This window comes from Shewanella sp. SM101, from assembly GCF_025654465.1.
GTDB classification, from domain to species: domain Bacteria; phylum Pseudomonadota; class Gammaproteobacteria; order Enterobacterales; family Shewanellaceae; genus Shewanella; species Shewanella oncorhynchi.
On the sequence record NZ_JAKKRH010000046.1, the window covers coordinates 1 to 19682 of the forward strand.

The window sequence follows — 19682 nt, forward strand, 5'->3', positions numbered from 1 at the left end:
AGTCGTCGCGGGAATTGTTGGGATAACGCACCAATGGAGCGTTTCTTTAGAAGTTTGAAATCTGAGTGGATACCCGCCAGTGGTTATGGGAATTTTACAGAAGCAGATAAAGAGATCACAAATTACATCACTGGATATTACAGTGAGACCAGACCCCATCAATATAATGGTGGGTTAACGCCAAATGAGTCAGAACGTTTATATTGGAATGACTCTAAAACCGTGGCCAATTTTACTTGACCACTACAGTCATTGGTGATTTATCACTTAGTGGAAATATAGAGATAGTGGAAATAAGCAGAAACAAGCGTAATTTTATTTTTCCATATCAAAAGTGTCGATTATATCAGCACTTTATTATAAACCGCGTATTAGGGGTGTGACACAGTGTCGCAGGTCGTTGAGTTTTTATTGAGATATCAGCTTAATCCTTTATAAAACATCTCATTATTTAAACAAACCTTTCATAGGCTTATTATGTCCCGCTCTGCAGTAATGACTTCAATTGCAATATCCCTAACAAGTATGGCCACTTTTTCAGGGATAGCAGCCGAAGCCGAAACTGAAGCAATGTTTCCAGCATCTGCAATTAAACCTCAATTATCGACTCCCACTGCTATCGAAAGGATTGCCATTACAGGGAGCCGAATTCAAAGGGAAGAGATGGCCTCCACCGCGCCGATGACCGTTTTTACCGCGCAAGATATCGAGAAAACCGGTGCCACCTCAGTTGAAGTATTGCTGCAAAGAATGACGGCTTCTGCGGGGTTTGCGGGTAATCAAACGAATGCCTATTGGACTGAGGGGGGCTATGGTTCAACCCAAGTTAACCTGCGCGGATTAGGGGTAAATCGCACACTCGTACTGCTCAATGGTCGACGTATGGTGAACAGTGGCACAGGGGCAAACTCCTCCGTGGATCTTAATACTATTCCCATTAGCGTGGTTGAACGAATCGAGGTATTAAAAGATGGTGCATCCGCCATTTATGGTGCAGATGCGGTTGCTGGCGTGGTCAATATTATCACTCGGCAACAAATCGAAGGGGTTGAGTTTCAAGCGCGAACTGGCATAACCGAGCAAAATGATGGTGAACAGTACAAGCTTGACCTTGCCCTCGGTCATATAGGTGAGGGTGGCAGTGCATATGTGGCGATGAGTTACGATAAAACCCAAGCCGTCGATATGCTGAGTCGCGCACCTTGTCCGCTTGAGGAAGTGAATGGTGAGCTAGTGTGTGGCGGTAACTCGGCGCTGCCGGGAGGCAGAGGCCATTTCATTGATACCAATGGTAATCCAATCGGCGATCCGTTAATGCTATTGCCAACGGGAAGCGCCCCATACACAAGTAGCCATAAAGATAATACTTATCAGTACTTTAATGCGGTTCAACCTAACGAGCGAGTCAATCTGTTTGCCTACGGTGAATATGACTTAACGGCAAGCAGCCAAGTGTTTGCTGAGGCTATGTACACTCACCGTCGCTCACAATTACCCGCTTCCCCGCAATCGGTGTCAGGTATCGTGATCCCTGCTTGGCATGAATCAAATCCGACCGATGCAGACTTCCTTCTCCAGAGTCGCAGACTGGCAGAAGCTCCCCGACAATTTAATATTCAAGCGGATACTTGGCGCTTAGTGACAGGTTTTAGAGGTGATTTAGACAACGGTTGGCAATGGGATGCTGCCGTTAACTTCGGCAGTAATCGTGGTTCCTATGAAGTGACCAATGTCATTAATAAGGTTCGTCTTGCCGACGCGACAGACTATAGCAATTGTAATATTGATCCCAATGTACCTTGCGCAAACTTTTGGGGAGCTGGCTCACTCACACCTGCAATGCTGGACTATTTTCTGTTTAACATGCGTGATAGCGGCGGTAATGAGCAGTTTAGCCTCACAACGAATATCACAGGCGATCTATGGCAGTTACCCGCGGGCATGATGAGTTTTGCCGCAGGACTAGAGCACAGAAACGAGAAAGGATGGAATGATCCAGACCCACTTAAAATCAGTGGTGAAGCAAACACTGCCCAGCAAGATCCGATTGATGGTCGTTACACTGCCGACGAAATCTATCTTGAAACCTTGTTACCTATTTTAAGCGGCCTGCCCTTTGCCAAGTCGGTCGAATTAACTGCGGCGTTGCGATATTCCTATTTTGATACCTTCGGTGGCGATACCAATTATAAAATTGGGCTACTGTGGGTCGTCAATGACGCAGTGACGCTGCGGGCCACGCAATCCACGGCATTCAGAGTACCTAATATTCCTGAGTTGTTTGGCGGCATAGATCAAGGTTCCATGAATACCACAGATCCTTGTAGCGAGTGGGCCAAGCTCGACCCTAGCTCGAATCGATACGCTAATTGTATGGCATCAAACGTGCCAACGAATTATAAGCAAGAAGGCACAATTTTAACCGACCGTGGCGGCAATGCCGAGCTAGAACCAGAAGAGGCCAATACCTTTACTGCCGGTATTGTTTGGGATCTGGGATTTATTGAAGGGCTCAATATCACGCTCGATTACTACAAAATAGAGATTAATTACGCCATTAACTCAGTCAATGGTTCGAGCAAATTAGCCGCCTGTTACGACAGTAAAGGGATGACGCATCCTTTCTGTAGCGACGAGCACTTTGTGCGAGACGCGATGACAGGCAACATCACCTATTTACAAACACAACTGGGCAACGCCGCCAACGAAGTGGTTTCAGGTGTTGATATGGCGATGTTTTACCCAAAAGAGATGGGCAGCGTTGTGACTAATACGACTTGGGAGCTGAGCTATTTAGATCAATACGATCTACAAACCTACGCTGGCGCCCCCGTTGAATCACGAGCTGGCACCATTGGTTATGATGGTAGCTACACCAAATGGCGCTCAAACCTCTATTTTGATATCACGAATGACAATTGGCGCTTTAGCTACAACATTCAATATATCGGCGCGGCGGATGATCAATATGCCAATGCCGGAGATATAGGTGACGCCGTTGATGCGGTCACTTACCATAACGCACAGGTTCATTATCAAATGGACAGCAATATAGCCTTAACGGCAGGTATCGATAACCTGTTCGATAAACCAGCTCCATATCATCAAAGCTATACCGACGGTAATACCAACACTATGACGTACGACCTAATGGGACGTCGTTACTATGTCGGAATGAAATGGGCTCTGTAGTGCTTTGGGCTTAAGGGGTAATCCCCTTAAGCAAGCAGGCTAAATTAGTTAATAAAATAAAAGGTGAGTCATCAACTTGAAGCGGGTTAACACACTAAAACGAGTCTCATCGGCGCACTTTCTGCACCGATGGTTGATGCTATTGCTGGTACTGCCGATTGGGATCTGGTCAGTCACCGGCAGCTATTTTGTATTAATGGATCTTGGGTTTATCCGTGGCGATCATATTAAAGTTCAAGACATCCAGCATATCGATCCCAGCCAGATCCAGTACCCAATCGCAGCGGTTTATGCGCGTTTCCCTAAGGCTCAAGCAATCGCGTTAACCTCAATCACTGATACTCTCTATTACCGGATTAAACTGAACGATAAGTCCATTCTAGTGGACGCAGATTCGGGTGAATTATTGCCTTCGATAACGGAGAAACAAGCCCGAATGATAGCTTCAAACTATCAGCATAACGGATCTTTACCCTTAGAGGCTAAGCTTGTTAGTGCAACTCTGCTCACCGATATCGCCCCAGCTGAACTAGCGCCGCAATACCTACCAGTTTGGAGAATGGATTTTAACGATAGTGCAGCCACAAGCCTTTATCTGTCAGCGACAACGGGTGAGTTAGTCACGCGCAGACATGACTATTGGCGTTTGTTTGATCTCTTTTGGAAATGGCACATTATGGATTACGACGAGGGTGAAGCCATCGACAATCTTCTGCTGCTGAGTTCGGCTCTAGTCTCCATTGTAGCTGTGTTAGCTGGCTTCGTCTTACTTTGGCAGCGCAGAAGGAAGTATCTGAAATGATGCCGAAACTTAAACCTAAGCCCCAAAGTAAACACTTCAAACGCTGGGTCAAAATCGCCCACTATTGGCTCGGTGCCATAGTAAGCATTCAACTGCTACTTTGGCTTGTTACTGGGGTCTATTTCAATTTAACGCCCCATGATGAACTCAAGGGAATGGAGTACCAACTTAGCCATAGTCCTGAGCCGCAAAGGCAAGAGTTTGATCCACAAAAGCTCGTGGATATCGCTCCCTTACTGGCTAAACATACTCAGGTAGAAAGCCTGACATTAATAGCACTCGCGGGTAAGCCTGTTTATGTACTCGATGCTAAGGTGCAGCGCTATGCACACCAGTGCCAACAGCAAACCTTGATTGATGCCTATACGGGAAATACCTTACTCATTAATAAACAAAGCGCGCAACAACTGGCGCTTGAAAGTTATACCGGGCCAGGGAAAATTACCCAAGTTAAGCAAATATCAGCCCCCATTAGCGAGTGGCCAACCCAGTGCAATTCACTTTGGCAAATAGATATGGATGATGACCTGTCGACGCGGATTTACATCAATGCGGTTAATGGTGAATTAGTTGGCCATAAAAATGACCACACAGACATCGCCGACTTGATGTTTAAATTGCACTTTATGGATTACCTCAATCAAGGCAGCTTCAACAATCCCTTTAGCTGGCTGTTTGGCATACTGACCTTGTTGTTATCCCTATCAGGCCTGTATTGGGTTGTTGAGAATCTGGTACTCAAGCGCTATCGGTTAAGTCTGAGTTGAATGGCTAGAACGGCAAGAGCTATTTCATTCATCTCATCGTGCGCCGCGATTGGTTAATAGACCCTATAAGCCTGCCAAACGACTCAGACACGCCCACGAACGCTCAGCACAGCACAGCACAGTTTGGTAATCAATGTAGCGCTGCGCAACAATCCAAACTACTCAGGATCAAACTTCTTTTTGCCTTCGAGTAAGGCCTGACGTTCGGCTAAGGGAGTCTGATCGGCGAGCTTTAACACTGCCTTTTGCAGCATGAGGTTATTGGGATAAGTAATGGTATCGCCATTGTCGCGGTGAATAAGCACATGGAATAAAGCGATTTCGATGATCACGCCGCTAATATCTTCATCCTTATCAACCACCCGAATGCGCTCGCCGATACGGTAGGGAAACACGAAAAAGATCAGCACGCCAGCAGTTAAATTACTCAATATCGACCATTGAGCAACCAATGCAACGCCCATCACCGCAAAGGCAGATGACACAAATAGCGACACATCCTGATAGCCCAGTCCGAGCGAGACCGCCATCAATGACAGAGTAATAAAAAACATCACATAGGAAATAAAACGGGTCACTAAACTGGTCCGTGCAACACTCACTTGCTTCATTTGCGCGAGTTTTCTAACCCAATGGGTTAAGGCACGCTGTAAAAAGATAAACACTGCAAGATAAATACAGGCAAGCAGGATTTGATTTGTCATAATAGCGGCTCAATTAACTAAAACTGTCTGAATTCTAACTTTTTTGCGCGAGCAGTTATAGCCCATGCAAACAAGCCAAACAGCTAAACCGAGTAATTAATCCAATATGGCCGATTCTACCCTCTTACATGAAACCCAAGACGCACTAGGCCCGATTCGTGTAATCGATTACGACGACTCACGGATCCTGTCCTTTGGGGATAACGATGAGCAGAGTAAGATCCTCAAGGCGGCGCCCCATATTCCCCAGCACACTTATGTGCAAGCCATGTTGTTGGTTTTACTGTTTTGTAAGCCCAAGAGCGCTATTGTTTTAGGTTTAGGCGGCGGCTCGATTATTCACTCACTGCGCAATTTCGACGCGGCAATAAAGTTAACAGCGGTGGAATTACGCCCCGCGGTGATTGAGTTAGCTAAGCGCTATTTTCAGCTGCCGATAGGTAAAAAGCTCAATCTTATCAATAATGATGCTATTGCCTTTTTAGCTGCTGGCGATCATAAAAAAGTGGATGTAATTTTTGCCGATATTTATACAGCCAAAGGCGTTGAAACAGGGCAGCTTTCGCCAATATTCCTTGAGCAGTGCACTAACCTCATCAAACCCAATGGGTATTTAGTGCTGAACTGCTGGAAAGAGCATAGCCAAAATCGCGAGTTGTTAGCCGACTTACAACAACACTTTGCCCATGTGAACGCTTGTCTCACAGGCGGCGGGAATTGGGTGATTTTTGCGAGCCAATCGCCACAGCTTTTAGGCACCTCGGCCCTTAAAAGTAGTGCTCAATCTTTATCGCAACAATTGGGTTTTGCCCTTGATCGATCATTGACACGCTTTGGGCCTTGGATTTAATACTAATATCAGCAAAATAGCGTAAATTAGTTAACCCTAAGGCTGAGCTTTGATATTCTTCTCACACTTCCATGATATGAGCTGTCACCATGAAAAATAATAATAAATTGATGTTAAGCGTTATGGCTCTGGCGTGCCTTAACTCTCTCAATGCTAACGCCGAAAGTTTTAGTTTTGACACTCGTAGCTCACTGAATTCAGATACATTAGTGCTATTCCAAAGTGCTGACTCCACTACCTATGGGATCGACTTTTTACCTCAGTCGACCCAAGATCAATTAAACCTAGCAACGGCGGATAATATTTTTTCCGGCAAACGGGGGGAAATCCTCGAGATTTTGGTACCCAGCGAAATTGATGCTAAACGGGTCTTACTGGTCGGCATTGGCGATGCAAAAAACTTAACGCCCGGCGACATTAATACCATCGGTGGCAATGTTGCGGCCAAACTCGATACGGTTCCCCAAGCCACAGTGCGTGTACTCACCCAAGGCTTAACGGCCGCGCCGCTATTTGCCTCTGAGCTTGCCCACGGAATTGAACTACGCAGTTATCGCTACACTCAGTTCAAAGCGAGCCCCCGTGCCGAGAAGAATTACCAAATCGCTGTCGATGATTTAAGTCGCAACCAAAAACACCATAAAAATCTGCAAGCGGTTGAAGCGGGTGTGTTTTTAGCGCGCGATCTGACAAACGCACCTGCAGACATTATGTATCCCGACAGCTTTGCTAACGAAGCCAGAAAACTCAAATCCCTCGGCGTTAAAGTCACGGTATTAGAAGCCAAAGATATCGAACGTCTACAACTAGGCGCCTTAGCTGCTGTAGGTAAAGGCAGCGAGCGCCCACCTAAGTTAGTGGTCGCCCATTGGCCTGGTAGCAAAGACGCGCCAATCGCACTGGTCGGTAAAGGCATCACCTTCGACTCGGGTGGTTACAATATTAAGGCGACGGGCACTTCTATCGCACGGATGAAGTCAGACATGGCAGGTGCAGCCACAGTGCTTGGCACTATTAAAGCCATGGCGATTCAAAAAGCGCCAGTCAACGTAGTAGCAATTATGCCAATGGCGGAGAACATGGTATCGGGTCATGCAATGATCCCAGGTGATGTGATTAAAACCGCCCAAGGTCTCACCGTTGAAGTGCTCAATACCGATGCCGAAGGTCGCCTAGTGCTGGCCGATGGCCTCTGGTATGCCAGAGAAAATTATAAGCCATCGGTGATTATCGATGTTGCGACACTGACTGGCTCAAAAGTGAGTGCGTTAGGCAATGTTTATGCTGGCTTGTTTACCGATTCTGAGCCTTTAGTGCAGCAGCTAACTTATGCAGGTCAACAGGTTGGCGAAAAGGTCTGGCGCTTACCGTTAGATCAAGCCTATGCGGATGAGCTTAAATCCACTATCGCGGATCTCACAAACACAGGTAAAGAAGGCAGCGCAGGCGCTTCCTCTGCGGCCATGTTCTTAAAACGCTTTGCGGGCGAACAGCCTTGGGCACATTTAGATATCGCGGGCAATGCCTTAACCGCCACTGATACCGCTGTTGTGCCTGCGGGCGCAACAGGTTACGGCGTGCGCTTACTCAGCACTTGGTTAACTCAACCCAAAGCACAGAACTAGAACCTAGAACCTAGAACCTAGAACCTAGAACCTCAGTATCTTGTTTTAATTGTATTTACACTTTAAGGGATATCATTGATATCCCTTTTTTATGCTCGAAATTTATCTTATCTCAATCAACAAAAACCAGCTGGCTAAACCCTGACTACACCCAATCACGCCAAACCCGCAGCCGTCGTAGAAAAACTGATTGAGTCCGACCTAATCGCATCATCATTCGACTAAACCGATTAGGATAATAGTTTTTATCCGTTATATTAATTTTAATAGAGTCGGTAATATGCTTCACATCGACAGGACGCAAGCAAATGTCCTCGTTATGAACTTAAGCCATCATCAACTAAATGGAAGCATAAAATGACTCAATCAATTATCAACAGCACAATCAAACCATTCAAAGCCACTGCATTCCACAATGGTGAGTTCGTTCCAGTAACTGAACAAGACCTGTTAGGTAAATGGTCTGTTGTCTTCTTCTACCCAGCAGATTTTACCTTTGTTTGCCCAACTGAATTAGGCGACATGGCTGATCACTACGAAAAACTGCAAGGAATGGGCGTTGAAGTTTACTCAGTATCAACTGACACACACTTCACTCACAAAGCATGGCATGACACGTCAGACACCATCAAGAAGATCAACTTCCCAATGCTGGCTGACCCAACAGGCACTATCAGCCGTAACTTCGGCGTGATGATTGAAGAAGACGGTTTAGCACTGCGTGGTACTTTCGTGATTAACCCAGAAGGCCAAATCAAGGTCAGCGAAGTTCACGATTTAGGCATCGGCCGTAGCGCTCAAGAGCTAGTTCGTAAAATTCAAGCAGCTCAATATGTTGCTACTCACGATGGCGAAGTTTGCCCAGCTAAATGGCAACCAGGTGACGAAACATTAGCACCGTCTTTAGACCTCGTTGGCAAAATCTAATTTAGCCTGCAAAGCGTCAACCCCGCCAGTCTAGCGTCCCAAGCTGATTGGCGTTACAGCCAACACAGTTGTAGCGCCACGCAGCAAAGGATTAAGCCCGCCCCTGCAAGGGCCTAGACTGGCCCCCTTATTTCTCCCTTTTAAGCGATTTTGGAGTCATCACATGTTAGATGCGAATTTAAAAAATCAACTGCAAACCTACCTGCAAAACCTCAAGAGACCAGTTGAACTTGTCGTGTCTGCAGATGAAAGTAGAAAGTCTCAAGAATTAAAAAGCTTAGCGCAAGACATTGTCAGCCTATCTTCTCTGGTGAGCCTGAAAGAAGTTCAGGGCGAACGCATCCCGGCGATGACAGTGATTAACCCAGAGCTTAATACGCAAATCAGCTTTGCTGGTCTGCCTATGGGTCACGAATTTACCTCACTCGTGCTGGCATTACTGCACACGGGTGGACACCCAATCAAACTCAGCGATGATATTATTGAGCAGATCCGCAATCTGCCAGGCAAATATGCCTTTGAAACTTACGTCTCACTGACCTGCCAAAACTGCCCAGACGTAGTACAGGCACTGAACATGATGGCGGCCATTAACCCGAATATCACCAACGTGATGATCGACGGTGCCCTGTTCCAAGAAGAAGTGACCAGCAAAAACATTATGGCTGTGCCTTCTGTCTACTTAAATGGCGAAGTGTTTGCAGCCGGCCGTATCAGCATTGGCGAGATCCTCAATAAACTGGATACCAATGCCGCAAGCCGTAAGGCCGATGAAATTAATGAAAAAGCGCCATTCGAAGTCTTAGTCGTCGGCGGCGGCCCAGCCGGCGCAGCAGCAGCCATTTATGCAGCACGTAAAGGACTTCGCACCGGTATTGTTGCAGACAAGTTTGGCGGACAAGTCGCTGAAACCGTCGGTATCGAGAACTTTATTTCGGTCAAAGCGACCGAAGGTCCAAAACTAGTGGCAAACCTTGAAGCCCATGTACGAGACTACGAAGTCGACATCATGGACAACCAAAAAGCTGTGTCGTTATCAACAGATGGCTTGTTCGAGCTTGAACTGGCAAGCGGCGCTAAATTACGTAGCCGTACCGTATTGTTAGCCACAGGTGCCCGCTGGCGTGAAATGAACGTCCCCGGCGAGAAAGAATACCGCGGCAAAGGCGTCGCATACTGCCCACATTGTGATGGCCCGTTATTTAAGGGCAAGCGTGTGGCGGTGATCGGCGGCGGTAACTCAGGTATCGAAGCGGCTATCGATCTTGCGAACATAGTAGAACATGTGACTGTGCTGGAATTTGATAAAACCCTGCGCGCTGACGATGTACTGCAACGTAAAGCGGCTTCTATGGGTAACATTAAAATCATTACCCAAGCCATGACCACTGAAGTGACTGGCGATGGTACTCGGGTTAATGGCCTGAACTACACAGACAGAGCCACTGGCGAGAGTCACCATGTCGCACTTGCAGGTATCTTTGTGCAGATTGGGCTAGTACCGAATGCGGAATGGTTAAAGGGCACTATCGATTTAACCCCAAGGGGCGAGATCATAGTCGATGAGCGCGGACAAACCTCAGTCCCAGGTATTTTTGCCGCAGGTGATGTCACTAACTCACCCTTCAAGCAAATTATCATTGCCATGGGCAGCGGCGCGACCGCATCACTGGGCGCATTTGATTACTTAATTCGCCACAGCGATGAAGAGACCGCCGCGACCAAAGCCGCTTAAGGCTTAACTCATCAACAGACATCAAAGCTAACGCAAAAAAATAGCCAGCATTTGCTGGCTATTTTTTTTGATGTTAACTAAGGCATTGATAAGGCTTAGCAGGCCTAATTTGCATTAGCATTTCAGGGGTATCGACCGCTTTAAATCCAAACTGGGCGTAGAGTCCATGGGCATCGCGGGTGGCTAACATTATCCGTCTTAAACCTTGTAATTCAGGATGTTCAAGAATCGCTGTTATCATCAACTTACTTAAACCTAAGCCGCGGTGCGACTCAAGTACAAACACATCGGCAAGATAGGCAAAAGTGGCTTTATCTGTGATTAAGCGGCCAAAAGCCACTTGTTGATTGTCCTTATCAAATACCCCAAAACACAGGCTATTGGCTAACGCTTTTTGTAGCAGCGCCTTTGGCATGCCCTGCGCCCAATAGCTATTACTAATAAAGCCATGAATAACCTCAAGATTCATTTCAGCTTGATCTGTACTGACTCTGTATCCTGTTTCCTGCTGCATTTTCCTTTCTCCGAAATTTTCCGTTAACGTCAGTTCAGGTGTTATTGGCACTCATAAATATCATAAATGCCATCGCTAATAACACCACTTTAGCTAACGAATACAAAGCCCCCGCTAAAGTGCCACCGCCATGATAACTAAAGGCTAAATGGCGATTGATTTCATACTTAAAGGATTTAGCTAAATAACGGTAAGCGAGAAAGTAAAACAAGGAGGCTGCGGGCCAAATCCCCATAAGTAGCATTTGCCCCTGAGCCTTAGTGGTGAGTAAAGTTGAGATAAACGGTATGCTTAAGCAGACAACATATATCCAAGCAAAACGCTTAAGTAGCTGGCGGATTTTTTTATCGGATAATGATTTCAACTTCACTCCTTGTCATCTTACATAGCTTCGATTTGCTCAACCATAAGTTGCAGCGAAAAATTGCCGCGATACTCATTCACATCGAGTTTATACACAACACGGGCATGATTAATCGTCGCATCTGGCCAAGTGTGCAAATCCACATTAAAGGCAATGGCATCGAGCATCACAGTGCCGCATTGGGTTTCGAGTACGAGCTTAAGGTGGCGCTCACCGACAAGACGTTGTTGCACTATCGTAAAGTAACCATCGAATAACGGCTCTTCGAAAGCTTGTCCCCAAGGCCCCGCATTACGCAATAACTGAGCCATTTCAAGATTCAACTCTGCAGGAGTGAGTTCGCCATCGGACCAAAGCTCGCCCGTTAACAACTCAGGTTTAAGCTGCTCACGCACCGCATCATCATAGGCTTTAGCAAATGTCGCAAAACTGCCCGCTTTGAGCGATAAACCCGCCGCCATTGCATGACCACCAAATTTGATAATCAGTCCCGGATGGCGAGTGTTCACTAACTCCAATAAGTCGCGCATATGCAAGCCTTTGATCGAACGCGCCGAGCCTTTAATTTCACCATTGCCTGCATCGGCAAAGGCAATCACGGGTCTATGGTATTTGTCTTTAATGCGCGAGGCCAAAATCCCGATCACGCCTTGATGCCAATCCTCTTGAAATAAGGCTATCCCCCAAGGCAACACGGCTTCGTTAAGCTTTAAGTGCTCTAGGCTTTTTAAGGCTTCCTGCTGCATGCCGACTTCCAGCTCACGGCGTTCTTGATTCAATCCGTCAAGCTCTGCCGCCATACGCCGCGCATACATCATGTCTTCGCAGAGTAAGGTTTCAACCCCAAGTGCCATTTCATCTAGTCGCCCTGCGGCATTCAGTCTAGGGCCCACGGCAAAACCAAAGTCAGATGCGACAATGCGCGCCGGATTTCGCTTCGCCACTTCAAGCAACGCAGTAATCCCTACACGGCAACGCCCGGCTCGCACGCGCTGTAAACCTGCTTCAACCAAAATACGATTATTGGCATCGAGTGACACCACATCGGCAACAGTGCCAAGGGCAACAATATCGAGTAGTGTGCCTAAATTAGGCTCAGCAATACCATGGGTTTGATACCAGTTTCGCGTCCGTAATTCAGCCCTTAATGCGGTCATCAAATAAAAGGCCACGCCGACACCCGCTATCGATTTACTGGCAAATGGACAGCCAGGTTGGTTAGGGTTCACTATCGCATCGGCAGCTGGTAACTCATGTCCGGGTAAATGATGGTCGGTAATCACCACTTGCATACCAAAGGCTTTGGCCGCCGCAACACCGTCAATTGATGAAATGCCATTATCAACTGTGATGAGTAGCTCAGCCTGTTTGGAGGCCGCAACTGCAACAATTTCAGGGCTTAAGCCGTAGCCGTAATCGAAGCGATTGGGGATCAAATAATCCACTTTCACCGCGCCCATCATCCGCAGCGCCAACATACACACACTGGTCGATGTGGCGCCGTCGGCGTCAAAGTCACCCACGATCAAAATCGAATTATTCGCCTGCATTGCATCGGCGATAAGCGCCGCGGCTTCGGGTAAGCCTTTCATGGTTTCAGGTCTTAATAGACCCTTAAGGACAAGCTCGCATTCGTGGGTTAGCGCACCACGGCGAGCGTAAAGCTGTTTCAATAGCGGCGAAAGATGAGCGGGTAAATGGCTATCATCAACGGTTGGGCGACGGACTATCTTATGGATCAAGGGACTCAAACTCTCATGAAATCGTGGCAATAAGATAACAAAAAGGTGAGCCTTAAGCTCACCTTTCGTGGGATAAATTTTACATTTTAGGCTGTTACTGACGTGCCTCTAAGGTGCGTAATAAGTCTTCAGGCGGTTGATAACCAGGGATCATATTGCCATCTTCTAATACGATTGCAGGCGTACCATTAACACCAAAGGTTGTGCCTAAAGCATATTGCTCAGCAATTTTAGCATCACATGTTGCCGCGGCAACTTTGCTGCCCGCTTTAGCATCAGTCATAGCTTTTAATGGATCTTTAGCACACCAGATAGCTTGCATCTCGTCGGCATTAGCTGACGGCACACCCGCTCGCGGGAAAGCTAAGTAACGCACTGTGATACCAAGTTTATTGTAGTCAGACATTTGGCTATGCAGTTTACGGCAATATCCACAGCTAACATCGGTAAATACAGTGACCACGTGTTTTTCGTTTTTCGCTTTATAGACAAGCATATTCTCTTCAAGCGGCTTCATCATTTCTAAACGCGGACCCGCTAATGCGGCTTCGGTTAAGTTTTTCATGCCCTTATCGATATCATACACACTACCGTGGAATAGTTTTGAACCATCACGGCTAATATAGAGCACGCCGCGGTTAGTCATGGCTTGATACAAGCCCTCAATTGGTGAGTCCTGCATAGAAATGACTTCAACATCTAACATCTCACCGAGTTTTTGCTTAATCGCAGCGGTATCGGGAGACGTCGCAGTGGCAGCGCTGGCAAGTGGTGCAACTAGGAGGGCAAAAACTAAGGATAATGCTGGGGTCAACTTCATGGGACATCCTATAAATTGTGTCGCTACAACGAGATATTGGGGCCGTTCTAACTCGAGATATTCAATAGACCCTGTATAGGGGCAAAAAGTTACAGACAAGCCGCGCGGAAAGCAAATTTATGCTGTAACTAAATCCTTTTTTAGCCTCTAGGATGATGCTGTTGATGCAATTCCTGCAATCTTGCCCGTGCGACATGGGTATAAATCTGTGTCGTCGACAAGTCGCTGTGACCTAATAACAGTTGGACAACCCGCAGATCGGCACCGTGATTGAGCAAATGAGTGGCAAAAGCATGTCGTAAAGTGTGCGGTGATAATGCAGTTTCAATCCCCGCACGCAGAGCATAAAGTTTAATCCGATGCCAAAAAGTTTGCCGCGTCATCATCTGCCCGCGTTTCGACGGAAATACCACATCAGATTGTTTATTACCGAGCAACTCTTGGCGAGCAAATTTCATGTAGCCCTCCACTTCGGTAATAGCCAATTCCCCCAGCGGCACAAGACGCTCTTTGCCACCCTTGCCCACAATACGTACTAAGCCTTGGCGCAAACTCATTTGCTCCATGGTCAAGCCGACAAGTTCACTCACCCTGAGGCCAGTTGCATACAAAAGCTCTAGCATTGCCTTGTCACGGCATTCGACGGCATCATCCACATTGGGCTCAGACAGTAAACGGTCAACCTGCGACTCACTCAGAGAATCCGGCAAATGACGCGTTAACTTAGGCGACTCGACTAAGGCCATAGGATCGGCTGAAATTTGCTTAGTCTGCACCAAATAAGTATAGAAACGCCGTAAGCTGCTGAGCAGCCGAGCGCTACTGGTACGCGCAAAATTCTGCTCAACTCTAAAGGCCAGATATGCCCTAACATCGGCCTGAGAAACCGCGAGTAACGTCACGCCTTGCTGACCTTGATAACGATCAAAATGGCGTAGATCGGTACGATAGGCCGATAGCGTGTTATCACTCAGTCCCTTGCTTGACCAAAGATCATCAAGAAAAGCATCGATAAGTGGATCTGGCATATAGGTTTTAGGCACAAATACTCCATAAAAAAACGGCGTAATCAAATGATACGCCGTTGATATTAATTTAAATATGTCTAAGCCTGCATAAGCTTAACTGAGTTAAGCATAAAGACGAGAACTAGAATGCAAAGCCTAGGCTGCAGCCGTTTGACCACGGCCACGACCGAATACTAAACACAGTGCAATCGTCGCAATGGTCGGCAATAACCAAGCCATACCTTCTTCATAGAGTGGCAGCTTAGATAACACTGGAGACATAACATTCACTATATGGATAAAAACCTGTGCTAAGCCATTCATGGCTTGACCATCAGCGTCAGTCAAACTTTTCGCTGCCACTTTAAGACCATCGAAGATGCCGAAAAACAGTGCCACGCTCAGTACTGCACGATGTGCAAACTGTGGATTCGCAAAATAAGCGGTCAGGAAAGTCACAACCACAAGAGCAATAGCCACAGGATAAATCGTCATTAATACGGGAATACTAATAGCAATCAACTGACTTAGGCCCACGTTCGCAATCACAGCGCATATCAAGCTTAAAAAGATCACCAGGAAACGGTAAGACAGTTTAGGCATCAGCTCATTAAAGAACTCAGAACACGCACTCACCAGCCCAACCGCAGTGGTTAAACAAGCTAAAGTCACGACTGATGACAACAAGACTGAGCCTAGTTCCCCAAACTCGCGGGTCACGTAATTTGTTAATATTTCGCCGCCATTTTTAGTGCCGATAGCGATATCGCCGGCGGTTGCACCTAAAAAGAACAAGGACACATACACAAAAGTTAAACCAGCGGCGGCAATAAAGGCTGCACGGATTAGATACTTAGTTTGATCACTGGGTTGGTCAATGCCCTTTTTACGCAGGATATCAATAATCAACATACCAAACATCAAGGATGCTAACGTATCCATAGTGTTATAGCCTTCTAAAATACCTTTGGTCAGCGGATGCTGTTGGTAATCCCCCATTGCTTGGCCCACTTCGGATACAGGTAAAAACAGCACTGAAACGGCTAATCCGACCAACAAAATCAATAAAATAGGCGTTAATACTTTACCTACGCTATCGAGCAACTTACCAGGGAAAAGCGCCAGCAACATAGTGACAGCGAAGAAACCTAATGTGTATAGCAGTTGCGTCAGGTTTAATTCCAAACTGCCCAGCAAAAACGTTGCCGTAGTGTCATCGATAAATGGCTTAGCGCCAATCTCGTAAGCCACTAATCCCGTACGCGGCGCAGCAAAAGCAGGGCCGATAATAATGTAAATCGCGACGGCCAATATCGTTGCTGCAAATACTGGCAGCATAGCCATAACCTTACCTTGAGCCTTAGCGACAGCAATCAGTCCAACTAAAGGTAAACCTACGGCGGTAATCAAAAAACCCAACATGGCGAGGGGCATATTTTCGCCCGCTAACATACCCGCGAATGGTGGAAAAATTAGGTTTCCCGCACCTAAAAAGAACGCAAAGGTCATAAAACCTAAGCCTAATGTATCTCCGATACTCATCTGATTGTCTTGCACTGGAAGCCCCATCTTGTCTTATTGTTTTTTTACAAACTTAAGTGATTATGTGTCGATTAGCCATAGCTAAAACAAAGCCCATCCGGAGTGCAAATCTATGTTTACACAATTCCGTGGTAAATATGTTCGATATCTGCCGAGTTTATAAACGATGGCGAACGTTTATGTAGCCTAACTGACGACTAATTCACCAACAAACTCGTTTACCTATCCGTTAATCTTAAAAGTGATTAAAAATGGGGGCGAAACTAATACCAGACTTAAAGCATCAATACAAGACAACAAGTCCGTTCAGGCAAAAAAAGCTAAATAATGCTAATTAACTGCTAATAAAAGGTTTCTAAGGCAATAAATTAAAGCGTTAATTAAGTGAAATTAGTATTACCACGTAAAATAGTAAATGATTTGGCGACACAAATTCATACAGCTAGGACAGATGCGACTGTTTAAAAACATTAGCTAAAAACGAGGGCTAGAATTAGAATATTGCGCGCCCAATATTGGGCCTAAATCACTTTAGAACGGCAAAATTAACTCCCCATGGCATTCACTTTTAAACAATTTCATATCGATGACATGAATTGCGGCATGGCCGTAGGCACAGACAGCGTCGTCCTTGGGGCATGGGCACAACTGACCACCGCGAAATCAATCTTAGATATAGGCGCAGGCAGCGGCTTACTCAGTTTAATGGCAGCTCAGCGCAGTCAAGCACATATCACCAGTGTCGAATTAGACACCAATGCCGCCCATGCTTGCCAACATAACTTCCACAATAGTCCTTGGGCTAATCGACTGACCTTAGTTAATTGCAGCATCCAAGACTTTTGCCAACAAACTGAGTATCAAGAGTATTTTGATCACATAATTTGTAATCCCCCCTATTTTGAGCAAGGCACGCAAGCGATACAATCCCAGCGCGCTATGGCCCGCCACACAGATAGCTTAAGCTTTACCGCACTACTCGATGCCATTCATGTGTGCCTAGCACCACAAGGAAAAGCAAGCCTCATATTACCAATGCAGAGTATGGCGCGTTTCGACGAAATACTAACGCACTCTCAGCTCAATTTGATTGAAATAACCAACCTTATCAGCATTGTAGGGAAAAGCGCTAATCGAGTACTCTGCGTGCTCGCCCACAAGACTCATCCACAAATGGCTCCAAAGCTCAGTGATATCACTATTCGTGAAAGTTCAGGCCAATACACACAAACCATGGTGCAATTGGTTCGAGATTTTTACCTTAAATACTGATATCGAGTCCAATCCTGACACATTAAGTAAAGCTCGCTAAGTTTGGCAAATTTAACGAAAGGTCCAATTTCTCACAAATTAAATGCTAATACATTGACCTAAAAGTAATTAACTTATGCCAATTACCATAAAACTTTACTGACACAGAAGATAAACACAGGAGATCTAGATAAGTTATTTAAGTTAACCGCCATAACCTTTATAATGCTTCGCTATTATCCGTCGAGACGCTGCGCATGCAATTTGAAGATTTCCAGCTTGACCCTAGCTTATTAGAGTCGCTTAATGCCATGGGGCATCATTCACCCACTACGATTCAGCAAGAAACGATTCCTTACGCCTTAGAGCAAAGAGATATTCTTGCGCGCGCCCCGACAGGAACAGGTAAAACAGCGAGCTTTTTACTGCCATCGCTACAACATTTGATCGACTTCCCCCGTCGTTTTGCGGGACAAGCAAGGGTGCTAATCCTCACGCCAACCCGTGAGTTAGCTAGCCAAATCCACCGTTATGCGAGTCACCTAGCCACAGGCCAAGGTTTAGATATTGCTATCGTTACTGGCGGCGTTCCTTATGGACCACAGGAAGAAGCCTTAGCAGGCAACGTCGATATTCTGGTCGCGACCCCAGGCCGCCTGATGGAATATTTAGACAAAGGCAATTTCAACGCCCAAGAAGTCGATATCTTAATTATCGACGAAGCCGATCGCATGTTAGACATGGGCTTCTCTTCTGTGGTGCAAGCCATTGCTATTGAGGCCCAAGGCCGCAAACAGAACATGCTGTTCTCTGCCACCTTAGAAGGCGGCGGTGTACAACGTTTTGCCCGTGAAGTGTTAAACGACCCGATTGAAATCGATGTTGAAGCCCCTCGCAGTGAAAAAGCCAAGATCCACCAATGGATCCACTTAGCCGATGATAAAGAGCATAAATTTGCGCTGTTGTGTCATCTGCTACGCCAAGAAGATGTCAAACGGACTATCGTATTTGTGAAAACCCGCGACATCGTTTCTAGCCTAGAAGGCCAGTTACTTAAAGTCGGTATTCCTTGCGCCTTTATGCGTGGCGATATGGAACAGAAGAAACGCTTCCAAGCCTTGAGTCGCTTTACTAAAGGTGAAGTCAATGTCCTGTTGGCGACCGATGTGGCTGCACGCGGTATCGATATCGACGATATCACTCATGTGATCAACTTCGATATGCCACGTTCTGCCGACACTTATATCCACCGCATTGGCCGTACTGGCCGCGCTGGCGCAAAAGGTACCGCGATTTCGCTTGCCGAAGCCCACGACATGCGTATCGTTGGTAAAATCGAGCGTTATATCGAGCAACCGTTGAAACGCCGCGTGATCGAAGAGCTACGTCCAAAGAATAAAGAAGCGCGCACACCGGGTAAGAAAAAAGCCAAAGTGAAAGCGAAAGAAGCTGCGAAGAAAACGAGCAAGAAAGAAGCGGCAAAGAAAGCGAGTAAAATCGCCCGTAAGAAAAAGTAACACCCGCTTAAACTTACCAAACTAAAGCCGCTATATGCGGCTTTTTTATTACCAAAATATAACTTACGTGGGTGATTTTACTAAAAATATCCTGCTATGTTTAATTATATAGAATGAAATGCGGCGGATTTAGAGCGGTTAACCCCAATGCGTATTCATTCTTATTTCAATATATTCCAATCACCTAAATGAACCTTTCATCACCTTTCTGCTCTAATTTTCGCCCAAATATCGATGCACGATGCGCATATCTGTCACGGCATCACTTTTAGAAACATTTAATTTACAAAAATAAATTTATTGGCGTGGCCGACTCTGCTACT

Annotated in this window: 17 protein-coding genes; 10 read left to right on the forward strand and 7 right to left on the reverse strand. The window is 46.2% G+C overall.

From position 1 onward, the window contains the following. The 4 genes from L5M38_RS19635 to L5M38_RS19650 form a co-directional block, all read left to right on the forward strand. The coding region (locus L5M38_RS19635) for an integrase core domain-containing protein (protein ID WP_263147013.1) at nucleotides 1–240 on the forward strand (240 nt) is incomplete at its 5' end. Nucleotides 241–477: 237 nt separating this feature from the next. Further along, nucleotides 478–3192: a TonB-dependent receptor gene (locus L5M38_RS19640; protein WP_263180087.1), complete on the forward strand. Its 2715-nt coding sequence runs from the start codon at nucleotides 478–480 to the stop codon at nucleotides 3190–3192. 136 nt (nucleotides 3193–3328) lie between these two features. Continuing rightward, complete coding sequence (locus tag L5M38_RS19645) at nucleotides 3329–3994, forward strand: peptidase (protein WP_317630254.1); 666 nt, start codon at nucleotides 3329–3331, stop codon at nucleotides 3992–3994. After that, nucleotides 3991–4761, forward strand: a complete 771-nt coding sequence (locus L5M38_RS19650; protein ID WP_263180090.1) for a PepSY domain-containing protein — start codon at nucleotides 3991–3993, stop codon at nucleotides 4759–4761. Before L5M38_RS19645 ends, L5M38_RS19650 begins: the two co-directional genes overlap by 4 nt. Before the next feature lie 158 nt (nucleotides 4762–4919). On the opposite strand, the gene L5M38_RS19655 is transcribed toward L5M38_RS19650, so the two are convergent. Then, entirely contained in the window at nucleotides 4920–5465 is a 546-nt protein-coding gene (locus L5M38_RS19655; protein ID WP_106651494.1) for a mechanosensitive ion channel family protein, read from the reverse strand. Nucleotides 5466–5571: 106 nt separating this feature from the next. Here L5M38_RS19655 and L5M38_RS19660 point away from each other — a divergent pair, with 106 nt between their 5' ends. From L5M38_RS19660 to ahpF, 4 genes are all read left to right on the forward strand, one after another. Further along, on the forward strand, nucleotides 5572–6315 hold the full coding sequence (locus L5M38_RS19660; RefSeq protein ID WP_263180092.1) for a spermidine synthase: 744 nt from the start codon (nucleotides 5572–5574) through the stop codon (nucleotides 6313–6315). 89 nt (nucleotides 6316–6404) lie between these two features. Further along, nucleotides 6405–7940, forward strand: a complete 1536-nt coding sequence (locus L5M38_RS19665; protein ID WP_263145213.1) for a leucyl aminopeptidase — start codon at nucleotides 6405–6407, stop codon at nucleotides 7938–7940. 357 nt (nucleotides 7941–8297) lie between these two features. Beyond that, nucleotides 8298–8867, forward strand: coding sequence for an alkyl hydroperoxide reductase subunit C (gene ahpC / locus L5M38_RS19670; protein ID WP_105250080.1), 570 nt, complete (start codon nucleotides 8298–8300; stop codon nucleotides 8865–8867). A gap of 163 nt (nucleotides 8868–9030) precedes the next feature. Continuing rightward, a complete protein-coding gene (gene ahpF / locus L5M38_RS19675) occupies nucleotides 9031–10602 on the forward strand; it encodes an alkyl hydroperoxide reductase subunit F (RefSeq protein WP_113939822.1) in 1572 nt (523 codons plus the stop codon). Nucleotides 10603–10675: 73 nt separating this feature from the next. On the opposite strand, the gene L5M38_RS19680 is transcribed toward ahpF, so the two are convergent. From L5M38_RS19680 to brnQ, 6 genes are all read right to left on the reverse strand, one after another. Continuing rightward, the gene (locus tag L5M38_RS19680; protein ID WP_113939821.1) at nucleotides 10676–11116 is read right to left on the reverse strand and encodes a GNAT family N-acetyltransferase; all 441 of its coding nucleotides are present in this window, start codon (nucleotides 11114–11116) and stop codon (nucleotides 10676–10678) included. A 34-nt stretch (nucleotides 11117–11150) separates the two neighbouring features. Further along, entirely contained in the window at nucleotides 11151–11480 is a 330-nt protein-coding gene (locus L5M38_RS19685) for a hypothetical protein (RefSeq protein WP_113939820.1), read from the reverse strand. Nucleotides 11481–11497: 17 nt separating this feature from the next. After that, a complete protein-coding gene (gene recJ, locus L5M38_RS19690; RefSeq protein ID WP_263167457.1) occupies nucleotides 11498–13222 on the reverse strand; it encodes a single-stranded-DNA-specific exonuclease RecJ in 1725 nt (574 codons plus the stop codon). Between the two features lie 94 nt (nucleotides 13223–13316). After that, nucleotides 13317–14042 (reverse strand): bifunctional protein-disulfide isomerase/oxidoreductase DsbC, encoded by a 726-nt coding sequence (dsbC, locus tag L5M38_RS19695; protein ID WP_105250085.1) that lies wholly within the window; start codon nucleotides 14040–14042, stop codon nucleotides 13317–13319. 140 nt (nucleotides 14043–14182) lie between these two features. Further along, nucleotides 14183–15085, reverse strand: a complete 903-nt coding sequence (gene xerD / locus L5M38_RS19700; protein ID WP_105250086.1) for a site-specific tyrosine recombinase XerD — start codon at nucleotides 15083–15085, stop codon at nucleotides 14183–14185. A 120-nt stretch (nucleotides 15086–15205) separates the two neighbouring features. After that, nucleotides 15206–16618, reverse strand: coding sequence for a branched-chain amino acid transport system II carrier protein (brnQ, locus tag L5M38_RS19705; RefSeq protein ID WP_263180093.1), 1413 nt, complete (start codon nucleotides 16616–16618; stop codon nucleotides 15206–15208). Between the two features lie 528 nt (nucleotides 16619–17146). On the opposite strand from brnQ, the gene L5M38_RS19710 reads away from it, so the two are divergent. After that, on the forward strand, nucleotides 17147–17863 hold the full coding sequence (locus L5M38_RS19710) for a tRNA1(Val) (adenine(37)-N6)-methyltransferase (RefSeq protein WP_263167463.1): 717 nt from the start codon (nucleotides 17147–17149) through the stop codon (nucleotides 17861–17863). Nucleotides 17864–18099: 236 nt separating this feature from the next. Continuing rightward, on the forward strand, nucleotides 18100–19359 hold the full coding sequence (srmB, locus tag L5M38_RS19715) for an ATP-dependent RNA helicase SrmB (RefSeq protein WP_105250089.1): 1260 nt from the start codon (nucleotides 18100–18102) through the stop codon (nucleotides 19357–19359). Nucleotides 19360–19682 lie beyond the last annotated feature (323 nt).